This window comes from Candidatus Soleaferrea massiliensis AP7 (genome assembly GCF_000820765.1).
Lineage (GTDB): Bacteria > Bacillota > Clostridia > Oscillospirales > Ruminococcaceae > Soleaferrea > Soleaferrea massiliensis.
Genome location: NZ_CCYH01000018.1, coordinates 37357 through 62482 on the forward strand (window position 1 = coordinate 37357; position 25126 = coordinate 62482).

Annotated in this window: 12 protein-coding genes; 4 read left to right on the top strand and 8 right to left on the bottom strand. The window is 53.5% G+C overall.

The window, feature by feature from the left end:
- Nucleotides 1-150 precede the first annotated feature (150 nt).
- On the bottom strand, nucleotides 151-921 hold the full coding sequence (locus BN348_RS03800; protein WP_040196333.1) for an SDR family NAD(P)-dependent oxidoreductase: 771 nt from the start codon (nucleotides 919-921) through the stop codon (nucleotides 151-153).
- Nucleotides 922-1174: 253 nt separating this feature from the next.
- Nucleotides 1175-3976: a PAS domain-containing hybrid sensor histidine kinase/response regulator gene (locus BN348_RS03805; RefSeq protein ID WP_242844300.1), complete on the bottom strand. Its 2802-nt coding sequence runs from the start codon at nucleotides 3974-3976 to the stop codon at nucleotides 1175-1177.
- 846 nt (nucleotides 3977-4822) lie between these two features.
- Between BN348_RS03805 and BN348_RS03810 the strand changes: the two genes are divergently transcribed.
- Nucleotides 4823-10996 (top strand): glycoside hydrolase family 2 TIM barrel-domain containing protein, encoded by a 6174-nt coding sequence (locus BN348_RS03810; RefSeq protein WP_040196334.1) that lies wholly within the window; start codon nucleotides 4823-4825, stop codon nucleotides 10994-10996.
- A 295-nt stretch (nucleotides 10997-11291) separates the two neighbouring features.
- Here the strand turns inward: BN348_RS03810 and BN348_RS12955 are convergent, their stop codons facing one another.
- Together BN348_RS12955 and BN348_RS03820 are read right to left on the bottom strand one after the other, a co-directional pair.
- A complete protein-coding gene (locus BN348_RS12955; RefSeq protein ID WP_052446686.1) occupies nucleotides 11292-13556 on the bottom strand; it encodes a M56 family metallopeptidase in 2265 nt (754 codons plus the stop codon).
- A complete protein-coding gene (locus BN348_RS03820) occupies nucleotides 13553-13936 on the bottom strand; it encodes a BlaI/MecI/CopY family transcriptional regulator (protein ID WP_040196335.1) in 384 nt (127 codons plus the stop codon). The genes BN348_RS12955 and BN348_RS03820 overlap by 4 nt, the downstream gene beginning before the upstream one ends.
- Before the next feature lie 1031 nt (nucleotides 13937-14967).
- Here BN348_RS03820 and BN348_RS03825 point away from each other — a divergent pair.
- Entirely contained in the window at nucleotides 14968-18528 is a 3561-nt protein-coding gene (locus BN348_RS03825) for an NPCBM/NEW2 domain-containing protein (protein WP_040196336.1), read from the top strand.
- Nucleotides 18529-18833: 305 nt separating this feature from the next.
- On the opposite strand, the gene nspC is transcribed toward BN348_RS03825, so the two are convergent.
- The 3 genes from nspC to BN348_RS13830 form a co-directional block, all read right to left on the bottom strand.
- On the bottom strand, nucleotides 18834-19970 hold the full coding sequence (gene nspC / locus BN348_RS03830; RefSeq protein WP_420885251.1) for a carboxynorspermidine decarboxylase: 1137 nt from the start codon (nucleotides 19968-19970) through the stop codon (nucleotides 18834-18836).
- Between the two features lie 16 nt (nucleotides 19971-19986).
- On the bottom strand, nucleotides 19987-21189 hold the full coding sequence (locus BN348_RS03835; protein WP_040196340.1) for a saccharopine dehydrogenase family protein: 1203 nt from the start codon (nucleotides 21187-21189) through the stop codon (nucleotides 19987-19989).
- 97 nt (nucleotides 21190-21286) lie between these two features.
- The gene (locus BN348_RS13830) at nucleotides 21287-21754 is read right to left on the bottom strand and encodes a hypothetical protein (RefSeq protein WP_156136403.1); all 468 of its coding nucleotides are present in this window, start codon (nucleotides 21752-21754) and stop codon (nucleotides 21287-21289) included.
- 573 nt (nucleotides 21755-22327) lie between these two features.
- Between BN348_RS13830 and trxA the strand changes: the two genes are divergently transcribed.
- Nucleotides 22328-22642: a thioredoxin gene (gene trxA / locus BN348_RS03840; RefSeq protein WP_040196341.1), complete on the top strand. Its 315-nt coding sequence runs from the start codon at nucleotides 22328-22330 to the stop codon at nucleotides 22640-22642.
- 1 nt (nucleotide 22643) lies between these two features.
- Here the strand turns inward: trxA and BN348_RS03845 are convergent, their stop codons facing one another.
- Nucleotides 22644-23315 (bottom strand): Crp/Fnr family transcriptional regulator, encoded by a 672-nt coding sequence (locus BN348_RS03845; protein ID WP_052446687.1) that lies wholly within the window; start codon nucleotides 23313-23315, stop codon nucleotides 22644-22646.
- 76 nt (nucleotides 23316-23391) lie between these two features.
- Here BN348_RS03845 and BN348_RS03850 point away from each other — a divergent pair, with 76 nt between their 5' ends.
- The gene (locus BN348_RS03850) at nucleotides 23392-25089 is read left to right on the top strand and encodes an FAD-dependent oxidoreductase (protein WP_040196342.1); all 1698 of its coding nucleotides are present in this window, start codon (nucleotides 23392-23394) and stop codon (nucleotides 25087-25089) included.
- Nucleotides 25090-25126: the final 37 nt, after the last annotated feature.

Consider the following 25126-nt stretch of genomic DNA (forward strand, 5'->3'; position numbering starts at 1 on the left):
CTGCTCTCCAGGCAGGTATGGTCGTTCTGGGAACTGTAAGCAAAAACCTCTGCTGGTACCATACACCTTGGAGTTCACTCCATGTCAAGGGCAGCTGTGTGAATCTTTACAAAATGTTTATATCATGGGCGTGCGCAGCGGCGGGGATACTTACAGAAATGCGCCGTTGCAGACCTGAAGGACCTGCCCCTTCACATGCCGTCCCATCCTGCTGGCCAGGTACAGGCAGGCATATGCCTGATCGACCGGCTCGCATTCGGGACCGGGAAAATACACAAAATGTCCGCTGTGCTGCAGCATTTTCGCGCCTCCCGGCTGACGGCCGTCCCTGTTGGACAGATGGGCGGGCGTCTCCGTGGCGCCGGGCGCGACGGCGTTGCAGCGGATATCGGTGTCGATCAGGCGCATGGCGACATTCTTCGTCAGGGTGTTCAGCGCGCCCTTGGTTGCGGTGTAGGCCGCGCCGCAGAAGGGGCGGGTTCCGTTAACGGATGAGATGTTGACGATGACGCCCTCATTTTTAGGCAGGAAGATCTTCAGCGCTTCCCGGATATACCGCATCGGGCCGCCCAGGTTGGTGTTCATCACATACAGCATCCAGTCGTCGTCGGTTTCATCGATGCACTTCTGCTCGCCGATGCCGGCGTTGTTGATGAGGATATCCAGACCGCCGAACGCTTTTTGTGTCTCAGCGAAGACTCTTTGTGTGTCCTGCGTGGAGCAGACGTCTGCGACCACGCCGATTGCCCGGCCTCCCTTGGCGCGGATGCCTTCCACCACCGCATCCAGCTTTTCCTGTCCGCGCGCGGTCAGGACGACACAGGCGCCCTCTTCGGCAAACAGTTCCGCGATCGTCTGTCCCATGCCATAGCTTGCGCCGGTGATCACGGCGACTTTTCCCGCTAACATCTCTTTCTCCATTTCTTATGCTCCTTTTATAATCTCAACCAAACAGCGTTTGTATTGGGTTCTGCATCTATTTTAATCCCAGTTTGGAAAATGTCAAATACTTATCATTGATTGCAAATGATGCTTTTTAGGCATGGAGGATTGGTGCGGTTGTCCCGGAATGCATAAAAATGACGGAAGCGCTGTGTCTCTCAGCTGCCTTTATTCCAAAAAAGAGCGGCGCCCAACAAAATTGTTAGGCGCCGCTCTTCGCGGTTATGTAGGGTTAACCCAGCCATCTCTGCAGGGCTTCCAGCAGGTGATTCAATTCAATCGGCTTGGCGATGTGGTCGTTCATCCCGGCGCTGCGGGCCTTCGCCACGTCGCTGGCGAAGGCGTCCGCCGTCAGCGCCAGAATCGGGATTGTCGCGGCGTCCTCCCGCTTCAGCGCGCGGATGGCGGCGGCAGCGTCGTACCCGTTCATAACCGGCATCTGGATGTCCATCAGAACGGCGCTGTAATCTCCCGGTGCGGAGGCCTTAAACACCTCGACCGCACGCTGTCCGTTCTCCACGGTGTCCACATCGATGTTCTGCATCTGCAGCAGCTCGACGGCAATCTCCCGGTTGATGTCGTTGTCCTCTGCCAGCAGCACTCTTTTGGCAGAGAGAGCAGCCTGCGCTTCTTCTGCCGATGGATTTGCCGTCTCTGCGTTGTCTGCGGTGATGAACAGCTGCAGGACATGCAGCATTTTTGATTTGAAGAGCGGCTTTGTGATGAAGGCGTCGGCGCCCGCGCGCAGAAACTCCTCTTCTATATCGGAATAGTCATAGGCGGAGATGATGATGATCGGCACATCCTCGCCCAGCCTCTTTCGAATGGCTTTGACCGTTTCCAGCCCGTCCATCTCCGGCATCTTCCAATCCAGGATGACGGCAAAGAAATCGTCATTTTGTTCATGGGCCGCGGCGATGCGGCCGACCGCATCCATACCCGACAATACCCAGTAGCCCCGCATTCCCAGCTCATTCAGGAGCGCGGTGGCGTTTTCACAGGTGATTTGGTCGTCGTCCACCACCAGCACGGGCCTGCCGGTCAATTCGCTACTGCTTGTCTCTTCATCTATGCAGATCTCCAATGGAACGGATACCGTGAACCGGCTTCCTTTCCCGAGCTTGCTGCGCACATCGATGGTGCCGTTCATCATGCGCACAATGTTTTCCGTTATGGCCATGCCGAGGCCTGTTCCCTGCAGCTTGCTGATGCGGGGGTCCTCGGCACGGGCAAACGGTTCAAAAAGGCGGGGCATAAATTCACTGGAAATTCCGATGCCGTTGTCGATGCAAATGAATTCATACTGGCTTTGCCTGGGGGTTGAAGAGTACAGTTCATTGATTCTCAGCGTGATGTCCCCGCCCTCGGGGGTGTACTTGATGGCGTTGGAAAGCAGATTCATCAGAATCTGCTGCAGGCGGTCCCCGTCGGCGATCACGTTTTCGTGCAGCACCTTCCCGATGCTGATCTGGAATTGCTGCTGTTTTTCCGCGATCAGGGGACGGCACATATCCGTGACGTTTTGAACGAGGTTCGGCAGGTTGACCTGGCCGAGCGTGAGGTCGATTTTGCCGCTTTCTATTTTGGACATATCCAGTACCTCGTTGATCAAGCTGAGCAGGTGCCGGTTTGAGGTGTCGATTTTCTCCAGGCAGCTGCGCATCTTTTCCGGGGAATCCAGATTGGCCTTCGCGATGGCCGTCATGCCCATGATCGCGTTCATGGGCGTTCGGATATCATGGGACATGGAGGACAAAAAGTTGGTCTTTGCCTGGCTTGCCACCCGTGCCGATTGGTAGGCTTCTTCCAGCGCTTTGCGCTGCCGCTCCTGCTCTCTGCGTTCCTTCGTCACATCGATGCCGACGCTGTAGAAGGAGGGAATGCCGTCCCAGCTTTCCTCGGCGCTGACATAACTGAAGGTCATCGTCAAAATCTTGATTTTCCCTGCGTGGGTGATGATGCGGACATCCACAGCCGTGTCTTTGCCGATTTCCTTTGCGTTCAGCATAATGCGGGTCGCGCGATCCATATCATTCGGGTGTACATAGGTACACTGGGAATGGAGCTGTGCTTCGAACTGCCCCTGCGTGTATCCGATCAGCTGCAGGAAGCCCCCGCCGTACCAGAGAACGGTTCTCATATCCCGGGCATCCACCCGCGCGAACCCGCCGGGTATGGTCCGGATGATGGCGTCCCGCTCCTGGTCCTTTTTCGCGAGCTTGTATTCCGGGCTGTACATGTCGTGGGACAGCTCGATGCGGGCCTTGTGCCCGTTCCAGTTGACGATCCTGTTTTTGATCATGAACGTCCGGCCCAGATTGGGATTGTCGAATTCCCATTCATAAAATTCGTCTTCGGTGAGCAGCTTGTTGGTGCAGAAGGGACAGGGAGAGGTTCGTCCCTGAATGATCTCATAGCATTTGCGCCCGAGGATTTCTGAGCGGGTCAGATGGGTGAGCTCGTAAAGAGCCTCCAAGGCGGTCTTGTTCAGGTACAGCAGCTCGTAGCTTTGTAGGTCACAGATATAGATGTTGCCCGCGTATTCGTCCATCATCCACTCAAAGTAGCGGGCCTTTTCTTCACACATTTCTTTTTCTGCGCTCCGCTGCCGCACCTCGTCTGTGACGTCGGTCAGGACGGCGCTGCACACAGTGTATCCATTTTCGGTCTGCCCGCTTGAGGTGCATGACATGCGGACCCAGGAATGGTCCCCGTTTTTAAACGGAAAGCGGACAGTCAGGCCGGCGCCAGCTCCGGCTGGCTGCATGCCTGCTAATCTCTCCTTGATGGATGCGAATTCATCCGGGTCATCGACGTAATACTGCCGGAGCGACTCGAAAGAACGGTGGTATTCTTCTTTGGAATATCCGGTATGACGATAAAAGGCATCGTTGGCCCAGAGAACGGAAAGATTCTCATCCAATAAAAAGCCAACGATGCCAATTCCCGCAGCTTCCAAAAGGCTGCTGTATGCACCGACCGTTTCAGGTATGCCGGTATCCGGCATAGATGCCGCTGTCTGTTCTAGCTCCATATCCATTCTCCTCACTGAAGTTCCCTGTAATTTAAGAACCTGTGCAAAAAACCTTGATCATATTATATCTAATTTGAGACACAAAAGCAACCTCATTCTGAAGACACTTTTTGAACAATACAATGTGTCTTTTGAAACGATGCGAAGCTGGCAGAATGTGTGGAAGCGATTTGAGGGCAGTGGATGTTTTATCCGCTTCAGTACCAGATCAATCCCGCCATCGAGCAGCTTTCGATGAAATGGAGATAACAGGAAATTTCGCCGGCCAAACGATGGATGTACAGTGAAAAGGGGGATGGCATTTTAATCTGGAAATCAACCATATGGACATGTCATGACCAGCATTTCCATATGATGCGGCACAGACGGGGAAAGGAAATAAATCGAAGCCGACGGCGCTCTTTTTACAGGCTGCCGCGCCGAAAGAGTGATAAACAATGTACCTGCGCCGATAAAATCCGATTTATCTGAGCGATATTCTCTTTACCACGGCATGAGAGATAAATGTGCATAAAATCGAATAAAATATCCATATGATTTTTGTTTGTATTCATGTAAACTAGAATCATAAAATGGGTAGTTCTTTCATAATTTTTTCATACGCTTTTGGTTCTGTTTTATAAATTGACAGGAAAGACTGGCCATTTTTGTATCATCAAAGAGCCGGCGCTCATTTTATTTCGTGGAAATTATGAAGAAGGAGGTGGACGCAGCCGGCGTATGGAAAGGAATCCAATATGTGCGGGGGTTATCGAGAAACCGCAAGGATGGATGTAAAAAGGACATAAAAACAGATACGTCAAAGAAAAAGGACCTTATGATTAAAACAGAGGAGGAAAAGATGATATGAAAAATCATTCCAAAAGATTTTTGGCTGTTTTTCTGGCGGCAGTGCTCATCGTGCTGAGTGCTCCTTTCAGTCTGGCAGCAGAAGAAAATCTGCTGGTCAACTGGAATTTCCGTGCAGAGAACACCTCGAACACGGACCGGGATGCCCCCATCACAGGCTGGACGCATGAAGAGGGCTCCACATCCAGGGCTGCCTATACGGAATCCAGAAATGTGGGCAGCACCGGCGGAAACGTGCTGAGCTTCTGGGCGGGCAGCGCATTCCAGGCCGGCGTTTACCAGACCGTGGAGAATCTCCCGGACGGCATCTACCGTTTCGAAGCGGAGATCGCAAACCGGGGCACCACAATGAAGATGTATGCGAAAAGCGGAAATTATGATGAGGAACTGAATGTTCCAACCACCTCCGATTCCAGTGTCGCATATGAAAACTTCGTCATGGAAGAGGTCGCAGTAACGGGCGGCACAGCCACAGTCGGCTTCCGTTCGACCGGTGCGGGCGGCTCCAACACCTCCGACGCGCATGTCGACAACGCGAAGTTCGTATATGTAAAGGGATTCGGGGAATTCGATACGGCGGAGCTTGAAAAGGCCATCAAAGAGGCGCAGGCAAAGCTGGATACCGCAAAGGAAAATATCGGAACCGAAGTTGGACAGTACACCGAGATCGATATCGCGGCGCTGGAAGAGGTACTGACGGCTGCGAAGGAAACGCTTTCGAGCCCGTCCATCAACCAGGTTGTGATTGACGCCGCGGCAGCTGATCTGAAAGAGGTTTCCGGAAAGTTCCGTGCCATCACCGACAATGTCATCGAGGAGCCGGTGTTCAACGGACATGAATGGCAGAACGAAGCGGAGGTCGTGGAGATCAACCGCGAGGAAGCGCGTTCCATCTTTGCGCCGTTTGACGACAAGGAGAGCGCACGTCAGAATACAACATACAGCACCATGTGGAATTCCCCCAACTTCATCGATCTGAACGGTGAATGGGATTTCTGCCTGGATATGTACACCGATGAAGTCCCGGCGGACTTCTATCAAACAGATTATAACTATGAAGTCAACACAGCGTTTAAGCTGGGCGAAGATGAATATCAGGGCGACTGGATCAAGCTGCCGGTGCCGACCGCGTGGCAGGTCGCCGGAAAATTTGCCGGTGTCCTCGGCGATAAGCCGGTTTACAACAACCAGCCGTATCCGTGGGAGATCTACGGACATGGCGTAGGCTACTCGAACGGATCGGTGGCAAACGCTCCGGCAGGCACAAAAGCCAGCGGCAAGATCAATCCGGTCGGTTCCTACATCAGAGAAATTGAAATCCCGGCGGACTGGGGTGATAAGCAGGTTATCCTGTCCTTCATGGGCGTTGGCCAGGGCCAGTATGTCTGGGTCAACGGACATTCCGTCGGCTACGGTGAGGACAGCTTTACCGCCGATGAATTCGACATCACGCCGTACATCATCCCCGGCGCGGTCAACAAGATTGCGGTTCGTGTCTATCGCTGGACGACCGGCGGATTCCTGGAGAATCAGGATATGATCGACGTGTCCGGCATTCTGCGCGACACCTTCCTGACCGCATCCCCAAAGACCGGTATCAGGGACTTTACCGTCGTCACCGATCTGATCGGCGAGCAGGAAAACTCCGACGCGGATCTGAACGTCTCCTTTAAACTGACCAACCGCCACGGCGTCGCGGTGGAAGGCTATAAGGTCGGCATGAGTCTTTACAAAGAGGACGGCACGCCGGTCTTTGAAAACACGGTCAGCGACGCGGTCATGATGATGAGCCACGAGGATGAAAAGACCGTCGAACTGTCTCAGCGCGTCGCCAATCCGGACAAGTGGTCGGCGGAGCATCCGAACCTGTACGACGCGGTCTTCACGCTGTATGATGAGAACGGAAACGTTGTAGAGACCGTCGGCCAGAAGGTCGGCTTCAGGGAAATCTACATGTCCGGCGCGGGCACCTCGGCGGATCCTGTACGGGTCTTCATCAACGGTGAGCCGATCTATTTCAAGGGCGTCAACCGCGGAGAGACCAACCCGCTGAATGCGAAAGCCCTGACCCGCGAGGATATGATGCAGGAGCTTCTTCTGATGAAGGAGTACAATGTAAACTCCGTGCGTACCTCGCACTATCCGCATCATCCGTATATGTATGAGCTCTACAACAAATACGGCATCTATGTATTGGATGAACTCAATGTAGAAAGCCACAACGGCCGCAGCAACGGCGTCCCAACCAACAAGCTCTGGGCAAACTCCATGCTTGAGCGCGCAAAGCACACCGTGCTGCGCGACAAGAACGAGCCAAGCGTCGTGATGTATTCTCTGGGCAACGAAGCCGGCGGCGGCGACAACCACAAGAACAATGCGAAATGGATCCGTGCGAACGACCCGACCCGGCCAATCCACTATCAGGGAAGCAACGATCTGGCGGACGTGGATTCCACGATGTATCCGTCCGCATCCTCAACAAAAGCGTATACAGGCAACAACAAGCCCCGTGTGATCTGCGAGTATGAACACGCAATGGGCAATGCGGGCGGCGGCCTCACGGCTTACATCGACGCGTTTGAGAGCAACCCGCGCGTGCAGGGCGGCTGGATCTGGGACTGGAAGGACCAGAGCGTCTGGACGCTTTCCGACGACGGTTCCTACGGCTTCTACGGCTACGGCGCGGACTGGGATGAAACCTTGAGCCTCGGCACGCTGAGCCGGAGCGGAAACTTCTGCGTCAACGGCATCGTGCTGGCCAACGGAGACGCATCTCCGGCACTGGTGGAGACCAAAGCGGGCTATCAGGATATCAAGATGTCTGTAAAGGACGACGAGGCGCTGATGGCGGGCGACATCACCTTCCGCAACAACGCGCTGTTCACCAACGCCAATGTCTATGATATGAAATGGGAACTCATGGAGGACGGAAAGGTCCTGGCGAGCGACACGATGACGCTGGACATCGACCCGCTGGTCGTCGATCAGGTCATCAACATCCCTTACAGCGCTTTCCTTCCGGAGAAACCGAAAGCGAACACCGATTATTATCTGAACCTCACCTTCAGCTATAAAGACGAATACCGTCCGGACTGGGCCGAAAAAGGCCATGTTTCCTCCTTCCAACAGTTCGAGCTGCCGGTCGATTCCCCGTACTGGGGCATTGGCATCAGCAATATCGATAAGTTTGACGGTGTCAACGAAACCGAAGCCGATGTCACAATCACCGGTAAAACCCCGCAGAATCAGGATTTCAGCGTCACCATCAGCAAAACGACTGGACAGATTTCCAAGTATACTGTCGGCGGCAAGACCCTGATTGAAAACGGCCCGGTACCGAATTTCTACCGCGCGGTCGTCGACAACGACAACGGCACCAGCATCAGCGGTTCTATGGGCAACCTGTTTGAACGCGCTTGGCGTGATGTGTGGAAGAACAAAAAGGATATGAACGTAACGGTTGACCGGCTCAACGACAAGACGGTCAGGATTGCCGTGAAAGCGGTTCTGCCGTCCAAATCACAGGGCAACGCCCTGGCGCCGTCCGACTACACGATGGTGTACACCGTCTATGGAAACGGCGACGTGACGGTTGACCAGACACTGTCTCCAAGCGCCGACGCGAACAACATTCCTGTGGTCGGCAGCTTCGTACAGCTTCCGCTTGAGTACTCCAACGTCAAATACTACGGTGAAGGACCGGATGAAAACTACATCGACCGTCATACCGGCACCCATGTCGGCGTCTATGAGACGACAACCGATGAGATGTTCGTCAAACGCCAGCGCCCGCAGGAAACCGGCAACCGCATCGACACGCGCTGGGTATCGCTCACCAACGATGAGGGATACGGCCTGCTGGCAATCTCCCACGACGTCATGGAATTCTCCGCGCTGAACTACACGGCGGATGATATCTCCACCTATAACTACGGCAAGAGGGACGGCCCGCTCCATCCGGAAGCTCTGCCGGAACCGTCGGAAATCACGCTGAACCTGAACAAGATTCAGATGGGCGTCGGCGGTGAAACCTGGAACACCGGCCCATACAGCGATTTCATCGTGCGTCCGGATCGAGACTATGCCTACACCTATACGCTGCGTCCGGTCACGCCGGAAATGGATGAGATGGCTTCCAGCAAGAACCTGGTCACCGGACCTCCGGTTATCAAGAATATCTACATCAACGGCGAGCCGATGGAAGGCTTCGACGAGAGAGTCAAGGAATATACCGAGCGCATTGAGGGCTGGGAAGAATATCCCACCATCACAGTGGACGCCTACGAAGGTGTCAACGTCGATATCAGCAAACCATCCTCTGAGGATCCGCGCGTTGTGATCACCGCGACACTCGGCGAGGATGTGGTCACCTACGTTGTGAACATCGACCGCAATATGGACTTTGTCACGGCGATCTACCTGAACGACGAGCCGATAGAAAGCTTCCATCCGTCGGTCCGCGATTTCGCGGAGCAGTGGTTTGCCATTGATCCGATTCCGCAGCTTACAGCGGATGCCATTCAAGGTGTCACTTTGAGCATCACACAGTTTGATCCAGAAACGCTGATCGGAACCATCCGGGCGGAATCCGCCTGGGGCGATGTGCAGGATTACACCGTATCGCTGCATCTGATCGAATCGGACGACTACCACCGTCCGGATGTCTGGGGCAAACCGGTCGATATCCAGACCATGCCTTTGGGCGACGTGAAGTGGGTATCGGTGGATGGAAAGAACAACTATTACTATATCAACAACGAGCCCGCCGACGCGGCAATCCGCGGAGACCTGCCGTTTGTCGGCCTTTATCCGAACCGCCGCATCAGCGCCGGAAACGGCAAGACCGGCGATAAGATCCTGCTGGATGAGACAACCGGCAAGAAGGTTTATTTCCATCAGAATTCCGGAACCGGCGGCTATGTCCACGGCGACACCTATGTCGGCCTGGAAGCTGCCAACGCCGAGGGACTGGAGAACAAGACCGTCGTGATGTATGCGAAGGTTCGTCCGGATGAGGGACCGTTTGAACTCGCTTTCCGTGACGGAAACGCAGAATGCCGCAACGCGACCGATGTCTTCCGCGTTGTGTTCAACAACAACGGCATCTCGTATTCCGGCGCGGGCGTAACGTCTTCCGGCTCCAACAACGCCGTTACGGGCAACAAGCTGACCTCGCTGATGAGCGGACCGCTGAACCGCGACCGTTTCTACGAGGTTTGGATGCTCGATACCGTCAACAGCACATCGCAGGGCCATATGTGCTCGGTCTATGTCAAGTACACCGACGACAACGGCGAAGAGGTTGTGCTGAAGGCGGAGGATCTCCAGAAGAACTACGTCAGCACCACGCTGCAGTATGCGGTGTTTGAGCTTTCCAGCGGAAACCTCACCGACTCTGTCAGCATTGAGGACTTCAACGTCTATACCATGAACACCGAAGCGAAGAACATCACCTACAAAATCGACGGACCGAGCAATGTGGAACTGCCGGCCGGCGATGACGCGCTTTCCATCCCATTGTCCGCAACCGCGATCCACACCGTTCAGGATCAGATCCCGGTTCCGAATGTAGGGGATCAGGAAAAGAAATGGGAGATCGTAAACGGAGAAAATCTGAACGGCGTTTCGATCGATCAGAACGGCGTGGTTTCACTGACCAAGGACTTTGCAGGAAAATCCTTCGAGGTCCGCGTGTCCAATGCCGATCCGAATTCCAAATGGACGCCGGCCGTTCTGAAGATCAAGATCGGTTCCGGCTCGGATGACGAACAGCTGGAAACCGAGCTTCCCATTAAGGATGGCGTGGTGACCATCGATCCGTCCGGACAGACGGTTGCGCAGTTCAAAGCGAACTTTGCTAATGAGAGTGAGAATCTCGCTGTCTATGACAAAGATGGAAATCTCCTGGGCGACGACGCGAAGGTCGGCACCGGCAGCACCATCAAGCTGGTTGTAAACGGTGCGGTCCTGGATGAAATCGTCGTTATGCTCCCGGGCGACGCGGACGGCGACGGTCTTGTCAACGTCAAAGACCTGCTTCATGTGAAATCCGCGATTCTCGGCAAAGACGATCTGGACGGCGTATTCTTCTCCGCGGCGGATCGTGACGAAAATGGCAGGGTCAACGTGCTTGACCTGCTTCGAATCAAGCTGCAGATCTTAAACGGTTAACATTGGTATCATAACGCAAATCGGCAGGGTGAGAGGGCTTGGCCCTCCACCCTGCCTTTTTGCAGTAAACGGATTGCGTAGTGTTATTGGAAAAAAACCAAGCTATAAAAAGAACACCCCCATGCAGAATGATTCTGCATGGGGGTGATTGCGTTTAACGAAGCATAGCACATAAAACTGTATAATGAAGTCATGCCTTTCACGTATTGGATGAAGCAAAGCTGATATGAGGGGAAGAACAGTGTTTCATAAAGAGGCAGGTTCACACGTAGAGGGAAAGGTAATTCGTTTGGTTTTACCATAGAACCTTTTGTTTGGCCCGACTTTCCGGTTTGCCATCGAAGAAAAATTGATTGTTCAGCATACCTTTAATATTACCGCCACCCAAAACCAGGTCCGGAAAATCCTTTTGAATATCCCAAAAGGTTTCAATCCGCCATTTTAAGATTTCTTCAGCCGATGCATCCGGATGCTCATATGCATACCATGTTACACCGGAAATATCCGTATAAGTACCATATATGCTGCATGTCAGTGCGATACCATTGTCATATTTTAGTACATAGTCACCATATTCATTCTTTTCCTTTTTTCCGTTTAAAGAAGAGTCATCGGAGAGCTTTTTTGCAAACTCGTCAATTGTGCTCCCTTTCACCCAGATGCCGTCATCCATGTTGTAAGAGGCGATACTGCTCAGATGGTTATAAAACGTGTCGTCAAACGCTTCACCATTTCTCAGTTTAGATATTTCATCCCCAAGGCCGGTGATGTTCATAAGCCACTCCTTTTCCGGGAAGTCTTCGAGATAGCCCTTGAAAAACGCTTCGTAGCCTTCCGGGTCTTTAACGCCGGCATTCCCGTATTGTGGATCATCTCTCCTAGGGTAAGAGTCTCCATGAAGGGATATAAACCAGCCGTCTTTATCACACCATACGGCTATGCCGTTTTCATAAACAATAGCAAATCCGTCCTCCGGCATCTTTTCTTCATAGGTATTGCCGGTAGGATCCTGGTAATACACCCGATATCCATCATCTACGGTGTGCATTTCCGTAAAAGGAATGTCGTCGCCGGTGACCTTTGTGCCGGACAGGTCGGTGCCTTCCACCCGGCGCTTGGCGGCGGCTTTGTAAAACTCATAGATCTGATCTTGGGTTGCGTCGCCCGAGAGCGCAAGCTCCTTAAGCCCTTCATAGTCCTCGGGAGTCGGCAGCGGCGCTTTTGTTTCGATTTCAGCTTCCGAAGCGGTCTGAGATGAAGGATCCGATTCGGATTGGTTGGACGGCTCATTTTCGGGTGGCTGAGAGGAATCTGTGACAGAAGCTGTGCCGTCGGAGGAATCGTCCGACGATGGTCCGTTCACCGCGCTGACAATGCCGCCGAATGCGATGATCACGACAAGAACGAGAACCAGCACAAGGATGCCTTTTTGTTTGCCGGTACAGGATAGAATATTCTGCAGTCTTTCTTTCATAACTCTTTTACCTCCATAAAAATTGGTAGCAAATATGGTTTGCAGTTTTGGATGTTTATTGGAAATCTCCAGGACTTCTTCCCCATAGCGCAGGCGTATGGCTTTGGGCTGGTTGCTGAGTACCGCTTCGTCACAGGAGGTTTCACAGTCCAGTGAAATTGCCTGCAGAATGGGGTACAGAATTGGATTGAACCAGTGCAGGGAGGATGCCAGTAAAACGAATACTTTAATAAGAATGTCTTTGCGTTTCAGGTGAACCAGCTCATGCTTCAGGACAAGCGGCAGAATCTCCTTTGGAATCTGTTGCTTTGGAATCAGGATGCAGGGATTTCTAAGTCCGATCAGCATAGGGGAGTGTATCAGAGGACAGGATTTCAAACGCACCGTTTGCCTGACTTCCATCTCTGCTGCAAGGCTGTCCAGCATGGTGTTGATCGGTTCCGCGGTGATATCTGTGCTCCATCGGCGCACGATATGCATGAATCGCAGATGTGCGGTGAGGTGATAGATGAGCTTTCCCAAAAAACCGATGCTCCAGATCAGGGCAGTCAGCAGCTCCCATGAGATGCCGCGGGGTAAACTCTGATCGTCGTTATTCTGGCCGGGGCCTTGAGAAGCTGGAAACAGGACGCCGCTATCACTCGGAAATCGCAGGGAAGAGCCGATGAAAGACAGCGGTACATCTGATTTTAAAGCGAGACGGTCATGACCGTTTGACGGTATGGATACGCGCGGATGTCCATTCGCATCATTTGTTTTTCCAGTGCCGGATGGGGAACGCGGGGAATCGGGGGCGTTCCCATATGTACGGTTCAGTTGTCCCTTGCCGGCCAGATCCGTTTCTGAAGGATTGTTCGATTTGACGGAGGAAGCACTGGATGCCGCCGGCAATTCGATTTGAATGATGGCGGTATCAGACTGTGGACGGAATGGAATTAAGAATCCCAGAAGAATCAGCAGCCACGCATAATAGCGCGTCCTGGCGGAATAACGTTTTGCAAGGTGTGGTCTTAAAGCCAGATAGATGAGCCCCGCTGCCGACATGGTTGCCGAGCAGATGAACAGCGATGGGAGAAAGAAACTCATGGCTTTCTGCCCTCCTTCTCCAACCATTCTTTCAGCTCCTGATACTCCTGTTCTGGTATTTCTTTTCCGCGAAACAATGCTGTCACCAGACTGGAAAAGGAATTCTTGTGGATTTGCTCCATAAACCGTTTTGTTTCAAATTGCTGGTAATCTTCACAGGTTACCAGCGGGAAGTAACGGCGTTCCTGTCCCACCTTCTCACAGCGGATGAACCCGCGTGCGATGAGCCTGTCCAGATGGGTGAGGACCGTCTGGGTTTTAATCTTTTTTGATGGAGATAACCGATCGATCACCATCCGGGTAGTGACAGGGGGCGTGTTTTCCCAGACTGCCTGCATGATTTTCAGTTCGCCATCGGGTAATTTTGTCAATTCGCACATTGTAATCACCTCCGATCATAGTTCTACATTTGTAGTATGTCTTATCTAAAGCATACATCTGTTTTTCTGAAATGTCAAGTGTTATTGATAAAAAATTTTCAGAAAAACGAAAAGACTCGCGTGACAGCATCCAGGCCGGTATGCTATACTGAAGGCTGGATATTTAGAGCAAAGGGGAGAAGTGGAATGCTTGCCAATGGATTGGAAGAATGTACCTGTCTGCGAAAGTGTAAGCGGCATGGGGACTGCAAGGCCTGTCTTGCGCATCATGAGAAGATACAGAAGATTCCATACTGTAAGCGTGAACCAAAGAAGAGGACAAAAAAGAGCACATCGGCTGACATAAAATAAAAGAACAGAGCCGCGTTCGGATATCAAACGCGGCTCTGTTCTTTTATATCCTGCCATTTATTGATCTGCGGAAACAGCGGCGCTTTAGAGTGCCGCCGTTCTGTTTGTAGCTTTAGCGTAACAAAAGCACCGGCTGTGCCGGTGAGAATAAAAAGCTATAGCTTTCAGGATAGAGGGAAGCGAATGGCAACGATCATTTCGCTCAAAGTGAGAAGCTATAGAGATATAACTGCTTTAGCAGTTATAGTGTGTGATGAAAATGACGGTGTCTCTTAAGAGACCGGCCGGTAGGATGCCCTTTCAGGGCCGGTGCATACCACCAGTTCAACAGGTGGTTTTGATTTTCCTGTCGGGTGCCCGTAGGCTCTGTCTGCAGATATGCTTCACAGGTTTTATGTGGATAGAATGAGATTGAATGATGAATATATTGCATTGCGCGAATGGACGTGCAGCCGTGAAAATACTGCGGGGCTATAGGAAGGTTCATATGTATAAAATCACCGAAAAATAGGGAGCGTTTATAGATCGTGAGCATGATGGAATTGCGGAAAAGAAAAAAATACAGATATTTTATACAAATCATAGAAAAATGCATTTACAATGAGGTTTAAATAAGATAATATATAATTAATAATATAAGGGCTGATTATTTGTTTTTTATTTAAAAAGGAGGAAAGAGCATGAAAAAAACCACAAAGATGTTCACTGTTCTGTCGGTCGCGGCTTTATCCGCTTGTATGCTGTCCATGGGTGTGGGCGCGCACGATAACGGTGCGGCAAAGACGCCGCCGATGGGCTGGTCAAGCTGGAACGCCTTTCAGACCAACATTGACGACGACCTGATTACGAGCACGGCGGATGCCATGAAGGAGCACGGGCTCACCGACCTTGGCTACGAGTACATCAACCTCGACGACAACTGGCAGGCATCGGCGAGGGACATCAACGGCAGGCTGCAGAGCGATCCGATCCGTTTCCCGGACGGAATCAAGGGGCTGGCGGATTATGTGCATGAACGCGGTATGAAGATCGGCCTTTATACTTCCAACGGCTTGTACACCTGTCAGGACCTTCCGGCATCGGTCTTCAACGAGGAACGGGATGCCGCCTCCTTTGCTCAGTGGGGCGTCGATTACTTCAAGTATGACTACTGCCACAATGTGCAGCTTTCCACCATGTCCTACGGCATCCGCGAGATCCAGCTTGCGAAGCCGTTTGAAAAGGGTACGGAGGTAAAAACCTATCCGGCGTCTTCTGCGCAGCTGCAGGGAAACGCCTATATGACAAACGGATACATCGACGGGCTGCATGAGAACGCGGGCAGCGCGACCTTTACCGTCACGGTTCCAGAGGACGGCGAATATGCGCTGAACCTTGTCTATATCCGCAAATACTCGGATTCCGAGGTGCCGATGTTCATCGACATCAACGGGGACAGCGTCCATCCGGTCCGCATGATGCTGCCGCCGGTCCCGGCGCATAACGGCGCGTGGGCCAGAGGCTCGGCGATGCTGGAGCTGAAGGCCGGAGAGAACACGCTGCGCTTCTATAATCCGATCCGCTCCTCCTACCGGGACGCGGACAGCGCGCGGTACAATTACGGCACGATGCGCGACGCCCTGATGAAGGCGACCAAGGCGGTTGCCAGAGAATCCGGTGAGCCTGAACGGCCGATCTGCTTCTCCATCTGCGAATGGGGCGGACGGCAGCCCTGGACCTGGGGTCCGCAGACCGGAAATATGTGGAGGACCACCGGTGACATCGGCGCGAGCTGGGGCTCCGTGATGAGCATCTACGACGTCAATGTTGAACTGTATCCCTATGCGGGACCGGACAAGGGCTGGAACGACCCGGATATGCTGCAGGTTGGCAACGGCAGCCTGACGCGCGACGAAAATGTGTCCCACTTCAGCCTGTGGTGTATGATGGCGTCCCCGCTGATTCTGGGCAACGATTTGCGCGTTCTGGATGAACGCCAGGACATCCTGGAGATCATCACCAACGAGGACGCGATTGCGGTCGATCAGGACGCCATGGGCGTACAGGGCATCCGTTTCAAAGACGATGGGGATCTCGAATATCTGGCGAAGCCGCTGCAGGGCGGAAAGCTTGCGCTGCTGATGCTCAACCGTTCCGATTCCTCCGCGATGATGCATATGGAAATTTCCGAGATCGGCAGCCTGATAGAAAAGATGGATGCGGAGTATTACGGCGAGCACTACCGTTTGGCGGATGCGCCGAGCTATCGGCTTCGGGATGTCTGGGAGAAACATGAGGACGGCAGCGCTGTCGAAACCGTATCCGGCATTGCCGCGGCGTCCGTTCCATCCCACGGCGTCAAGATGTACATCGTTGAGCCGGCCGGTGCGGTTGACAAGGGCGCTTACATCTTTGGCAGCCTGTCCAATTCGAGCCTCAGAACCGGCAGCAGGACGATCCTGACGGCGAAGTTCGTCAACGGCGGACAGCTGGCTGTGGAAAACGCGGCGTTTATCCTGAACCTGCCGGAGGGCTTCACCGCGAAGCCGATCACGACAAATACCGTCAAGGATCTGGCGACCGGCGAAAGCTTTGAAATCCAGTGGCTTGTGACGGCGGGGGAGCAGGAGCTCAGCAATGTCCCGATCACGATTGCCGCCGACCTGCTGTATGAGGACCGGACGACCGACCGCGTCACGTTCAATACCTTTGTGAGCGTCAAAGCGAGGATGTCCACCGAAGGGCTGACGCCGGTGGATTACGGCCCGCTGACCACCACAAACTGGGTATCCGGCAAGGCCGGATGGGGCAGCATCCATCAGGATCAGTCGGTCGAGGGCAGGACGCTGACCATCAACGGCAAGACCTATGCGGCCGGTATGGGCACCCATGCGCCGTCTGAGATGATCTACTACATCGGCGGCAGGAATATCACCTTTACGGCGCTGGCGGGCATTGACGATGAGGCGGCGGCAGGCGTATCCTCCGTATCCTTCCAGATATACGGCGACGACGACCTGCTGTATGAGACCGGCAGGATGGGCGCCTGGCAGGATGCGAAGGAGATCTCCGTCGATCTTGCGGGCTGCGATTTCCTGCGTCTCGTTGTGGATGATCTGGACGGCATGAACAATGACCACGCGGACTGGATTGATCCGAAGATTGAGGAGGGAAACCTGGTTCCAGTAACCGGCGCGCTGACCACCAAGAACTGGATGTCCTACACCGGCTGGACCGATCCAATGCCGCGCGACGGCCTCACAATCGATGGAATCCCGATGGAACTCGGCGGCGTGGAGTATTCCGGACCGCAGGATGGATTCCAGGGAAATTCCCCGATGAACATCGCCTACTATCTGGGCGGACAGCCGGTCGTCTTCACCTCGAAGATCGGCATCGGCGACGATATGAAAAACAACGCGCAGGCACAGCGTGAATTCGCGGAGCACGGCAGAGCGGGTACGGTCGACTACCAGATCTGGGGCGACGACGACCTCCTCTATGAAAAGCATATGGATCTGAGCATGGATCCGGTGGATGTGAGCATCCCGATGGAGGGCTATAAGCTGCTGCGGCTGGTCGTCACGATTGGCGGAGACGACACAAGGTTTGACCATGCCTGTTTTGCCATGCCGCGTGTGACGGTTTCGGCGGAACCGCTAAAGGCTTTGATCGAAGACGCGCAGGCGTTCTATGACAATTCCGTGGAGGGCATCCTGAACGGCCAGACACCGGCAGAGGTCAGAACGGCACTGCTTGAGGCAATCGACGCGGCGCAGACTGCCGCGGACAAAGAAGGGGACGCATCCGCCGAGGAGATCAGCGCAGCCTGCCGGGAACTGAGGGCTGCGATGACGGCGTTCGGGGATGCCAAGGTCGTCGTGGACAGATATGAGCTCTGTATGGCGATCATCCGCGCGAAGCTTTTGAACCCGGAAGACTATCCGCTGAACGCCTGGGAGAAGCTGCAGGCGGTGTATCTTGAGGCGCTGAGGGTCTATGACACCGAGCTGGTTTCCCAGCGGCAGGCGGACGATGCGGCGGCTGCCCTCAACGAGGCGATCCGAAACATCGGCATCGTTCCGGGAGATGTCAACGGAAACGGTGTGCTGGATACGAGTGACCTCGAGCTGATCCAAAAGTACATCAGCGGCAAGATTGCGTTTACACCGGAACAGATGCTGCTGGCCGACTACAACGGGGATGGCAAGATCAATGTCATCGACCTGCTGAACTGGAAGCTGCAGCTTCTAAACGGATAATTTCCTATCGGTACACTTCATTTTTACCGATCGTGGTCGAGACTGTTTTTACCATGACGGTGAAAGATATTTCGATGGAAATGCGCTGCAATAAAATTCTATTTTAATCATCATAGCGTTATTGCTGAAAAAAGGGTGAACCGCCATATGGCGGTTCACCCTTTTTGTATTTACCGGGAAATATAGAAACTTCTCGGTATAAGGATTGACCATTAAAGCGGCGGGTCTTATCCGCCGCGATTGATTTTTGTCTTCTCATGAGCCGGCCGGCTGTACACGCCGAGGATGGCGGTGAAACAAAACCGTTACAGCCGTGCCTTAAAATCCTCATAGCCGAACCGCTTGACCACTTCATCGGTTCCGTCCTCATGATGCAGGACGATGGACGGCAGGTTCATGCCGTTGAAGGTGTTGTTTTTGACCATCGTATAGATGGCCATATCGCAGAACACCAGCCTTTTCCCGGGAAAAAGCGGCTGGTCGAACGAATAGTCGCCGATGATGTCCCCGGCAAGGCAGGTCGGCCCACCCAGACGATAGGTATATGCCTTTTCCCGGGGAATTCCCGCGCCGATGATCTGAGGCCGGTACGGCATCTCCAGCACGTCCGGCATATGGCAGGCGGCCGATGTGTCAAGAATCGCGATATTCATGCCGTTCTCGACAACATCCAGCACCTTTGCGACAAGAAACCCGGTATTCAGCGCGACCGCTTCGCCGGGCTCCAGATAGACCTCGACATCATAGGTGTCCTGGATGTGTTCGATACAGCGAACAAGCCGTTCAACATCATAATCCGGCCGGGTGATGTGGTGCCCGCCGCCGAAGTTGATCCATTTCATCCGGCCAAGCCAGCGGCCGAATTTCTCTTCGACGACAGCCAGCGTTCGTTCGAGCGTGTCGGCATTCTGCTCGCACATCGTGTGGAAATGAAGCCCTTCGATGCCATCGAGCGCCTCAGGCTCGAACCTTTCCAGTGTCACGCCGAGCCGGGAGTTCTGGAAGCACGGATTATACAGGTCGGTTTCAATCTCCGAGTAACCCGGGTTGATCCGTATGCCGCAGGAAATCTGCTTTCCGGATGCCTGGATTTTAGGTGCGAACCTGCGCCACTGGTCAAACGAATTGAACACGATGTGGCCGCAGTACCCTATGATCTCGTCAAATTCGTCCTCGCTGTAGGCGGGGGAGAAGACGTGGACAGCCTTGCCCATCTCTTCATAGCCGAGCCGCGCCTCCAGCAGGCCGCTGGCTGTAACGCCGTCAAGATACCGCGCGATCAGTGGGAAGGTGCTGTACATCGAAAAGGCCTTGAGCGCGAGCAGGATATGGCACCCGGTCCGCGTTTCAATGCTGTGCAGCAGTTCAAGGTTGCGGCGCAGAAGGCCCTCATCCACAACATAGCAGGGGGTGGGGAGCCGGTTAAAATCAATCTGTGTGATGGCTGCTCCTCCTCTCCTAGTCGATCAGGGCCGGGGAGAAGCTTTCCTGCCACGGCAGACCGAATTTATTCAGCGCGTCCATGAACGGATCTGGATCGAACTCCTCGATGTTGTAGACGCCGGGCTTCTTCCACTTGCCGGTCAGAATCATGCTGGCGCCGATCATGGCCGGGACGCCGGTGGTATAGGAAATGGCCTGCGAACCGACCTCTTTGTAGCATTCCTGATGGTCGCAGACATTGTAGACATAGTAGGTGCGCTCTTTTCCGTCCTTGATGCCCTGGAAGATGCATCCGATGTTGGTCTTGCCTTTTGTTCTCGGTCCAAGGGAAGCCGGATCGGGCAGGACCGCCTTCAGGAACTGCAGCGGAACGATCTGCTGTCCCTCGAATTCAATCGGTTCAATCGAGGTCATGCCGACATTTTCCAGCACCTTCAGATGGTTGAGATAGTTTTCAGAAAAGGTCATCCAGAAACGGATCTGCCGGATGCCTTTGATATTCAGCGCGAGGGATTCCATCTCCTCATGATGCAGCAGATAGATGTCCTTGGGGCCGATCTCAGGCAGGTCGTAAACCCGCTTGACCGACATCGGCGGCGTTTCGATGAAACTGCCGTCCTTGTAGTAGCTGCCGTTTGCGGTGACCTCACGGATGTTGATCTCCGGGTTGAAGTTGGTGGCGAACGGATAGCCGTGGTCACCGGCATTCGCATCCACGATGTCGATCCTGTGGATTTCATCGAAGTAATGCTTCTGCGCATAGGCGCTGAACACGCCGGTCACGCCCGGGTCAAACCCGCTGCCCAGCAGCGCTGTGATGCCGGCCTTCTCAAACCGCTCACGGTATGCCCACTGCCACTTATACTCGAATTTTGCGGTGTCCAGCGGCTCATAGTTGGCCGTGTCCACGTAATCCACGCCGGTCTCCAGGCATGCATCCATGATGGTCAAATCCTGATAGGGGAGCGCGACGTTGATGACGATATCCGGCTGAACCCTGCGAATCAGAGCGACCAGTTCATCGGTGTGATCCGCGTCGACCTGCGCGGTGGTGATCTTTGTCTTGGTTTTTCCCTGAAGCTTGTCCCTCAAAGCATCGCATTTCGAGACTGTACGGCTCGCGATGCAGATTTCCTCAAACACCTCGGAGTTTTGACAGCATTTATGTACAACAACACTGGCGACGCCTCCCGCGCCGATGATCAAAGCTTTACCCATTGTGTGTTTCCTCCCTGTAGTGATTTTTGTCTATCATTGATTGTACAAAAAATAGGCGCATTAATCAATACCGCGCTCGCGAATCCTTGCAATAAATTTATAAAATCTGAAGAATTGAATCCGTAAACATGGAATTTATCATATTTTCCATTGGAATATGATATGACTGCTGTTGAATAAGCACCGGTTGATAACATCTTGTTTTGTTTCTGAGATCATTATGGATCAATGTATTCTTTGCCATAGCTTGGGTGTCTGTATATGTTTTCCAGATACTGTGTGACGATTTAACAAAAAACACCACTCCATAGCAGAGTGGGCTTCGGTCTATTAGGCAGAAAGCACCAATGAAACCGCTGCCTGCACCACCTGAGACGGAGCAATCGTTACGTTGTTCTCTTGTCAGGAAATCATTTACGCAGCCGATACGGGAATCGGGGTACAGGTAGAAACTGTCGTAGGGAACGTAAACGTCCGCTGCTAGCCATTCATCCACCCTGTCCAAAGCCAAATGCTGTCCGCAGACAGCCGAAACAGAAAGAGGGATATCTGAGGGGATTTTCAAGGGGGGCCACCACCTGCGGTGGGGCGCTCGGCTACGCCGCTTTTTCTGCTGCGTTGTTGTGGTGTGTTTGTCATAGGCTCTTCTCTTATTTCAGTGACGCGTAGCGCATGCCCCAGCGCAGCTGGCCCCTTGAACGGCCTTTCTTGGTTACTTCTTTGGCCGGCAAAGAAGTAACAACCACATTGCCGAGTGTTACTTGGCAAACAGCGTAAGGCCGCTGCGTCTCAGCGATGCCATAGCCACTCTGCCAAGACAAAATTGACAATCACGAAATCTGCCGCGCCGCAGACATATACCCACTATCCAGCCGAAGTTCTGTGATGATTGATAAAAGCAAAAACACTTTGATTTTTAAAATCTGACAGACATGTCTATATCAAAACTAGTTTAACGAAGACGGCAGTCATTCGGAAATTATGGGAACCGGATTCCGGTATTCATCCAATTTGCATTGGATTGCCAGACAAGAAAAATAAAAAAAGACAACTTCTCCTGCAAAATGTGATTTTATCACAGACGAAAGCATGCATATCGCATATACTAATATCAAACAATACGAAAGGGGCATTCACAATGAGTGTTGTATCTATAACGAAAGAAAATTTTGAGCAGGAAGTAATGAACACAGATGTACCGGTACTGGTGGACTTCTGGGCGCCGTGGTGCGGACCCTGCCGGATGGTATCCCCGCTGGTGGACCAGGTGGCCGAGGAGCTGATCGGCAAGGCGAAGGTCGGCAAGATCAATGTCGACGAGCAGCCGGAGCTTGCAAGCTCCTTCAACGTCATGAGCATCCCGACACTGGTTGTGCTCAAGGATGGCAAGGTCGTCAAGATCTCGGTCGGCGCAAAAGGCAAGGACCAGATCAAAGAGATGCTGAACGTCTGATTCAGGTGAGGTCCCGCAGACGCTTGCGGTCGAGCAGCCTGATGCCGCCGCGCGAAACCTGCAGAAGCCCTTCATTTTGAAAATACTTGAGCATCCGGGAAACGACCTCCCGGGCAGAACCCATATGCCTGGCAATCTGTTCATGCGTCAAATGGATGGTATCGCTGCCGTCCAGCGAAGCCTGATCCAGCAGAAAGATTGCAAGGCGCTGATCAAACTTCATGAAGATGGTCTGTTCCATGACCCACATCACATCGGAAAACCGGGAAGAGATGTTCTCCTTTGAAAAGGTCTCGGCTTCGATATATTTCCTGCAGATGGTCTGGAACGCGTAGGCCTCAATTACATAAAGTTTGGTATCGCATTCCGCGTCGATGAAGATGTCGAACGAGATGTTCTTCAGGATGCAGGTTGCGGACAATAAGCAGCTGTCCTGTTCCAGCAGGCGAAAGAGAGTGATTTCCTTGCCCTCCTCCGAAAGCAGATAGGCGCGAAGCTGTCCGGTAAAAACCAGCAGCACGCCGGTACACTGCGCCGAACCGCTGTGAACGCGCGTTCCCTTTGGGTAATCTGAAACACGGGTATGCTGTATGAGGTACTGCTGATCGGCGTCGGAAAGTGCTTTCCAGAACGGCAGTACCTCCATAAGAAAATTGGTATCCATCGATGCCATGTGAACCCCTCCCCCTGATTGGAATCTATCTAACAGTATAGCACAACTTGGCGGGAATTGTAAGGAGATGTGAGAAATGAAAGTGGTTATTATCGGCGGCGTGGCCGGAGGTGCGAGCGCGGCGGCAAGGCTGCGCCGTCTGGATGAAAACGCCCAAATCATTCTATTGGAGCGTTCGGAATATATTTCGTATGCAAACTGCGGCCTGCCATATTATATCGGCGGAGAGATCACCGACCCGGATATGCTGACGCTGCAGTCACCGCAGAGCTTTTGGAGCCGTTTTCGCATCGACACGCGCATTTTCAATGAGGCGGTCGGCATCGACCCGCAGAACCGCCGGGTCACCGTGCGCAATCTGCAGACCGGCGAAACCTATGAAGAAGCCTATGACAAGCTGATTCTGTCTCCGGGCGCGAAGCCGATTGTCCCGCCGATTGAGGGAATCGATCAAAAGGGCGTCTTCACGCTGCGGACCATACCGGATACCGAACGAATCCAGCAGTACGCCGTTTCAGAGAACATCCGGTCCGCGGTCATTGTCGGCGGCGGATACATCGGTGTGGAGATGGCGGAAAATCTGCGCCGTCTGGGCCTTGAGGTGACCATCGCCGAGCTGTCCGACCATGTCATAGCACCGCTCGACTTCGATATGGCCTGCGATGTGCACAATTATCTGCTGAAGCAGGGGATTCGGCTCAGGCTCTCAAGCGGCGTCACAGCCATCCAAAGCTGTAAAGGCCGTCTGACGGTCTCCCTGCAGGATGGGGAGCTGTGCACCGATATGGTCATCCTGTCGGTCGGCGTGCGTCCGGAAAGCGAGCTTGCAAAGGAAGCGGGAATCGCCTGCAGCGAACGCGGCAGCATCCTGACCGATGAGACGATGCGCACCAGCGATGAGAACATCTATGCGGTCGGAGACGCCGTCGAGATCAAAAACCTCGTGACCGGAAAACCGGGATTTATCCCGCTTGCCGGGCCTGCGAACCGGCAGGGGCGCATAGCGGCCGACAACATCTGCGGTATCCGGCATACCTATAAAGATACACAGGGTTCCGCCGTCTTAAAAATCTTCGAGATGACCGTTGCAACCACCGGCATCAATGAAACCGAAGCGAAAAAGGCCGGACTCGATTACGACAAGGTGTATACCTATTCCCCATCCCATGCGACCTATTATCCGGGCGCCACGAATATGTCGGTCAAGACAATCTTTGAGCGCAAGACCGGGCGCATCCTCGGCGCGCAGCTCGTCGGCTTCGACGGTGTGGACAAGCGCTGCGATGTGCTGGCCACGGCCATTCGCGCCGGAATGACCGCCGACGACCTGGCCGATCTGGAGCTGTGCTACGCGCCGCCCTATTCATCGGCAAAGGACCCGGTCAACATGATCGGCTTTGTGATCCAGAATGTGCTTGGCGGCCTGGTCAAGCAGTTCTTCTGGGATGATATCGCTAAGCTTCCGCGCGACGGCAGTGTGACGCTGCTCGATACACGGACAAAAATGGAGTATCAAAGCAGCCATATTGACGGGTTCATCAACATCCCGCTCGATGAGCTCAGGGAACGCCTCGATGAACTGGATCCATCCAAACCGGTGTATGAGTGCTGCCACAGCGGACTGCGCAGCTATGTGGCCAGCCGCATTCTGAGCGGCAGCGGTTTTGACTGCTACAACCTTTCCGGCGGATACCGGCTGTATGCGTCGATTGCCGAGGCGCAGGAGAACCTGACAGGAGAGACCTATCCCTGCGGATTAAAACGCCCATTCTAACCTTTTCATAGATGGCCCGTGCTTTTACCCTGCAGGG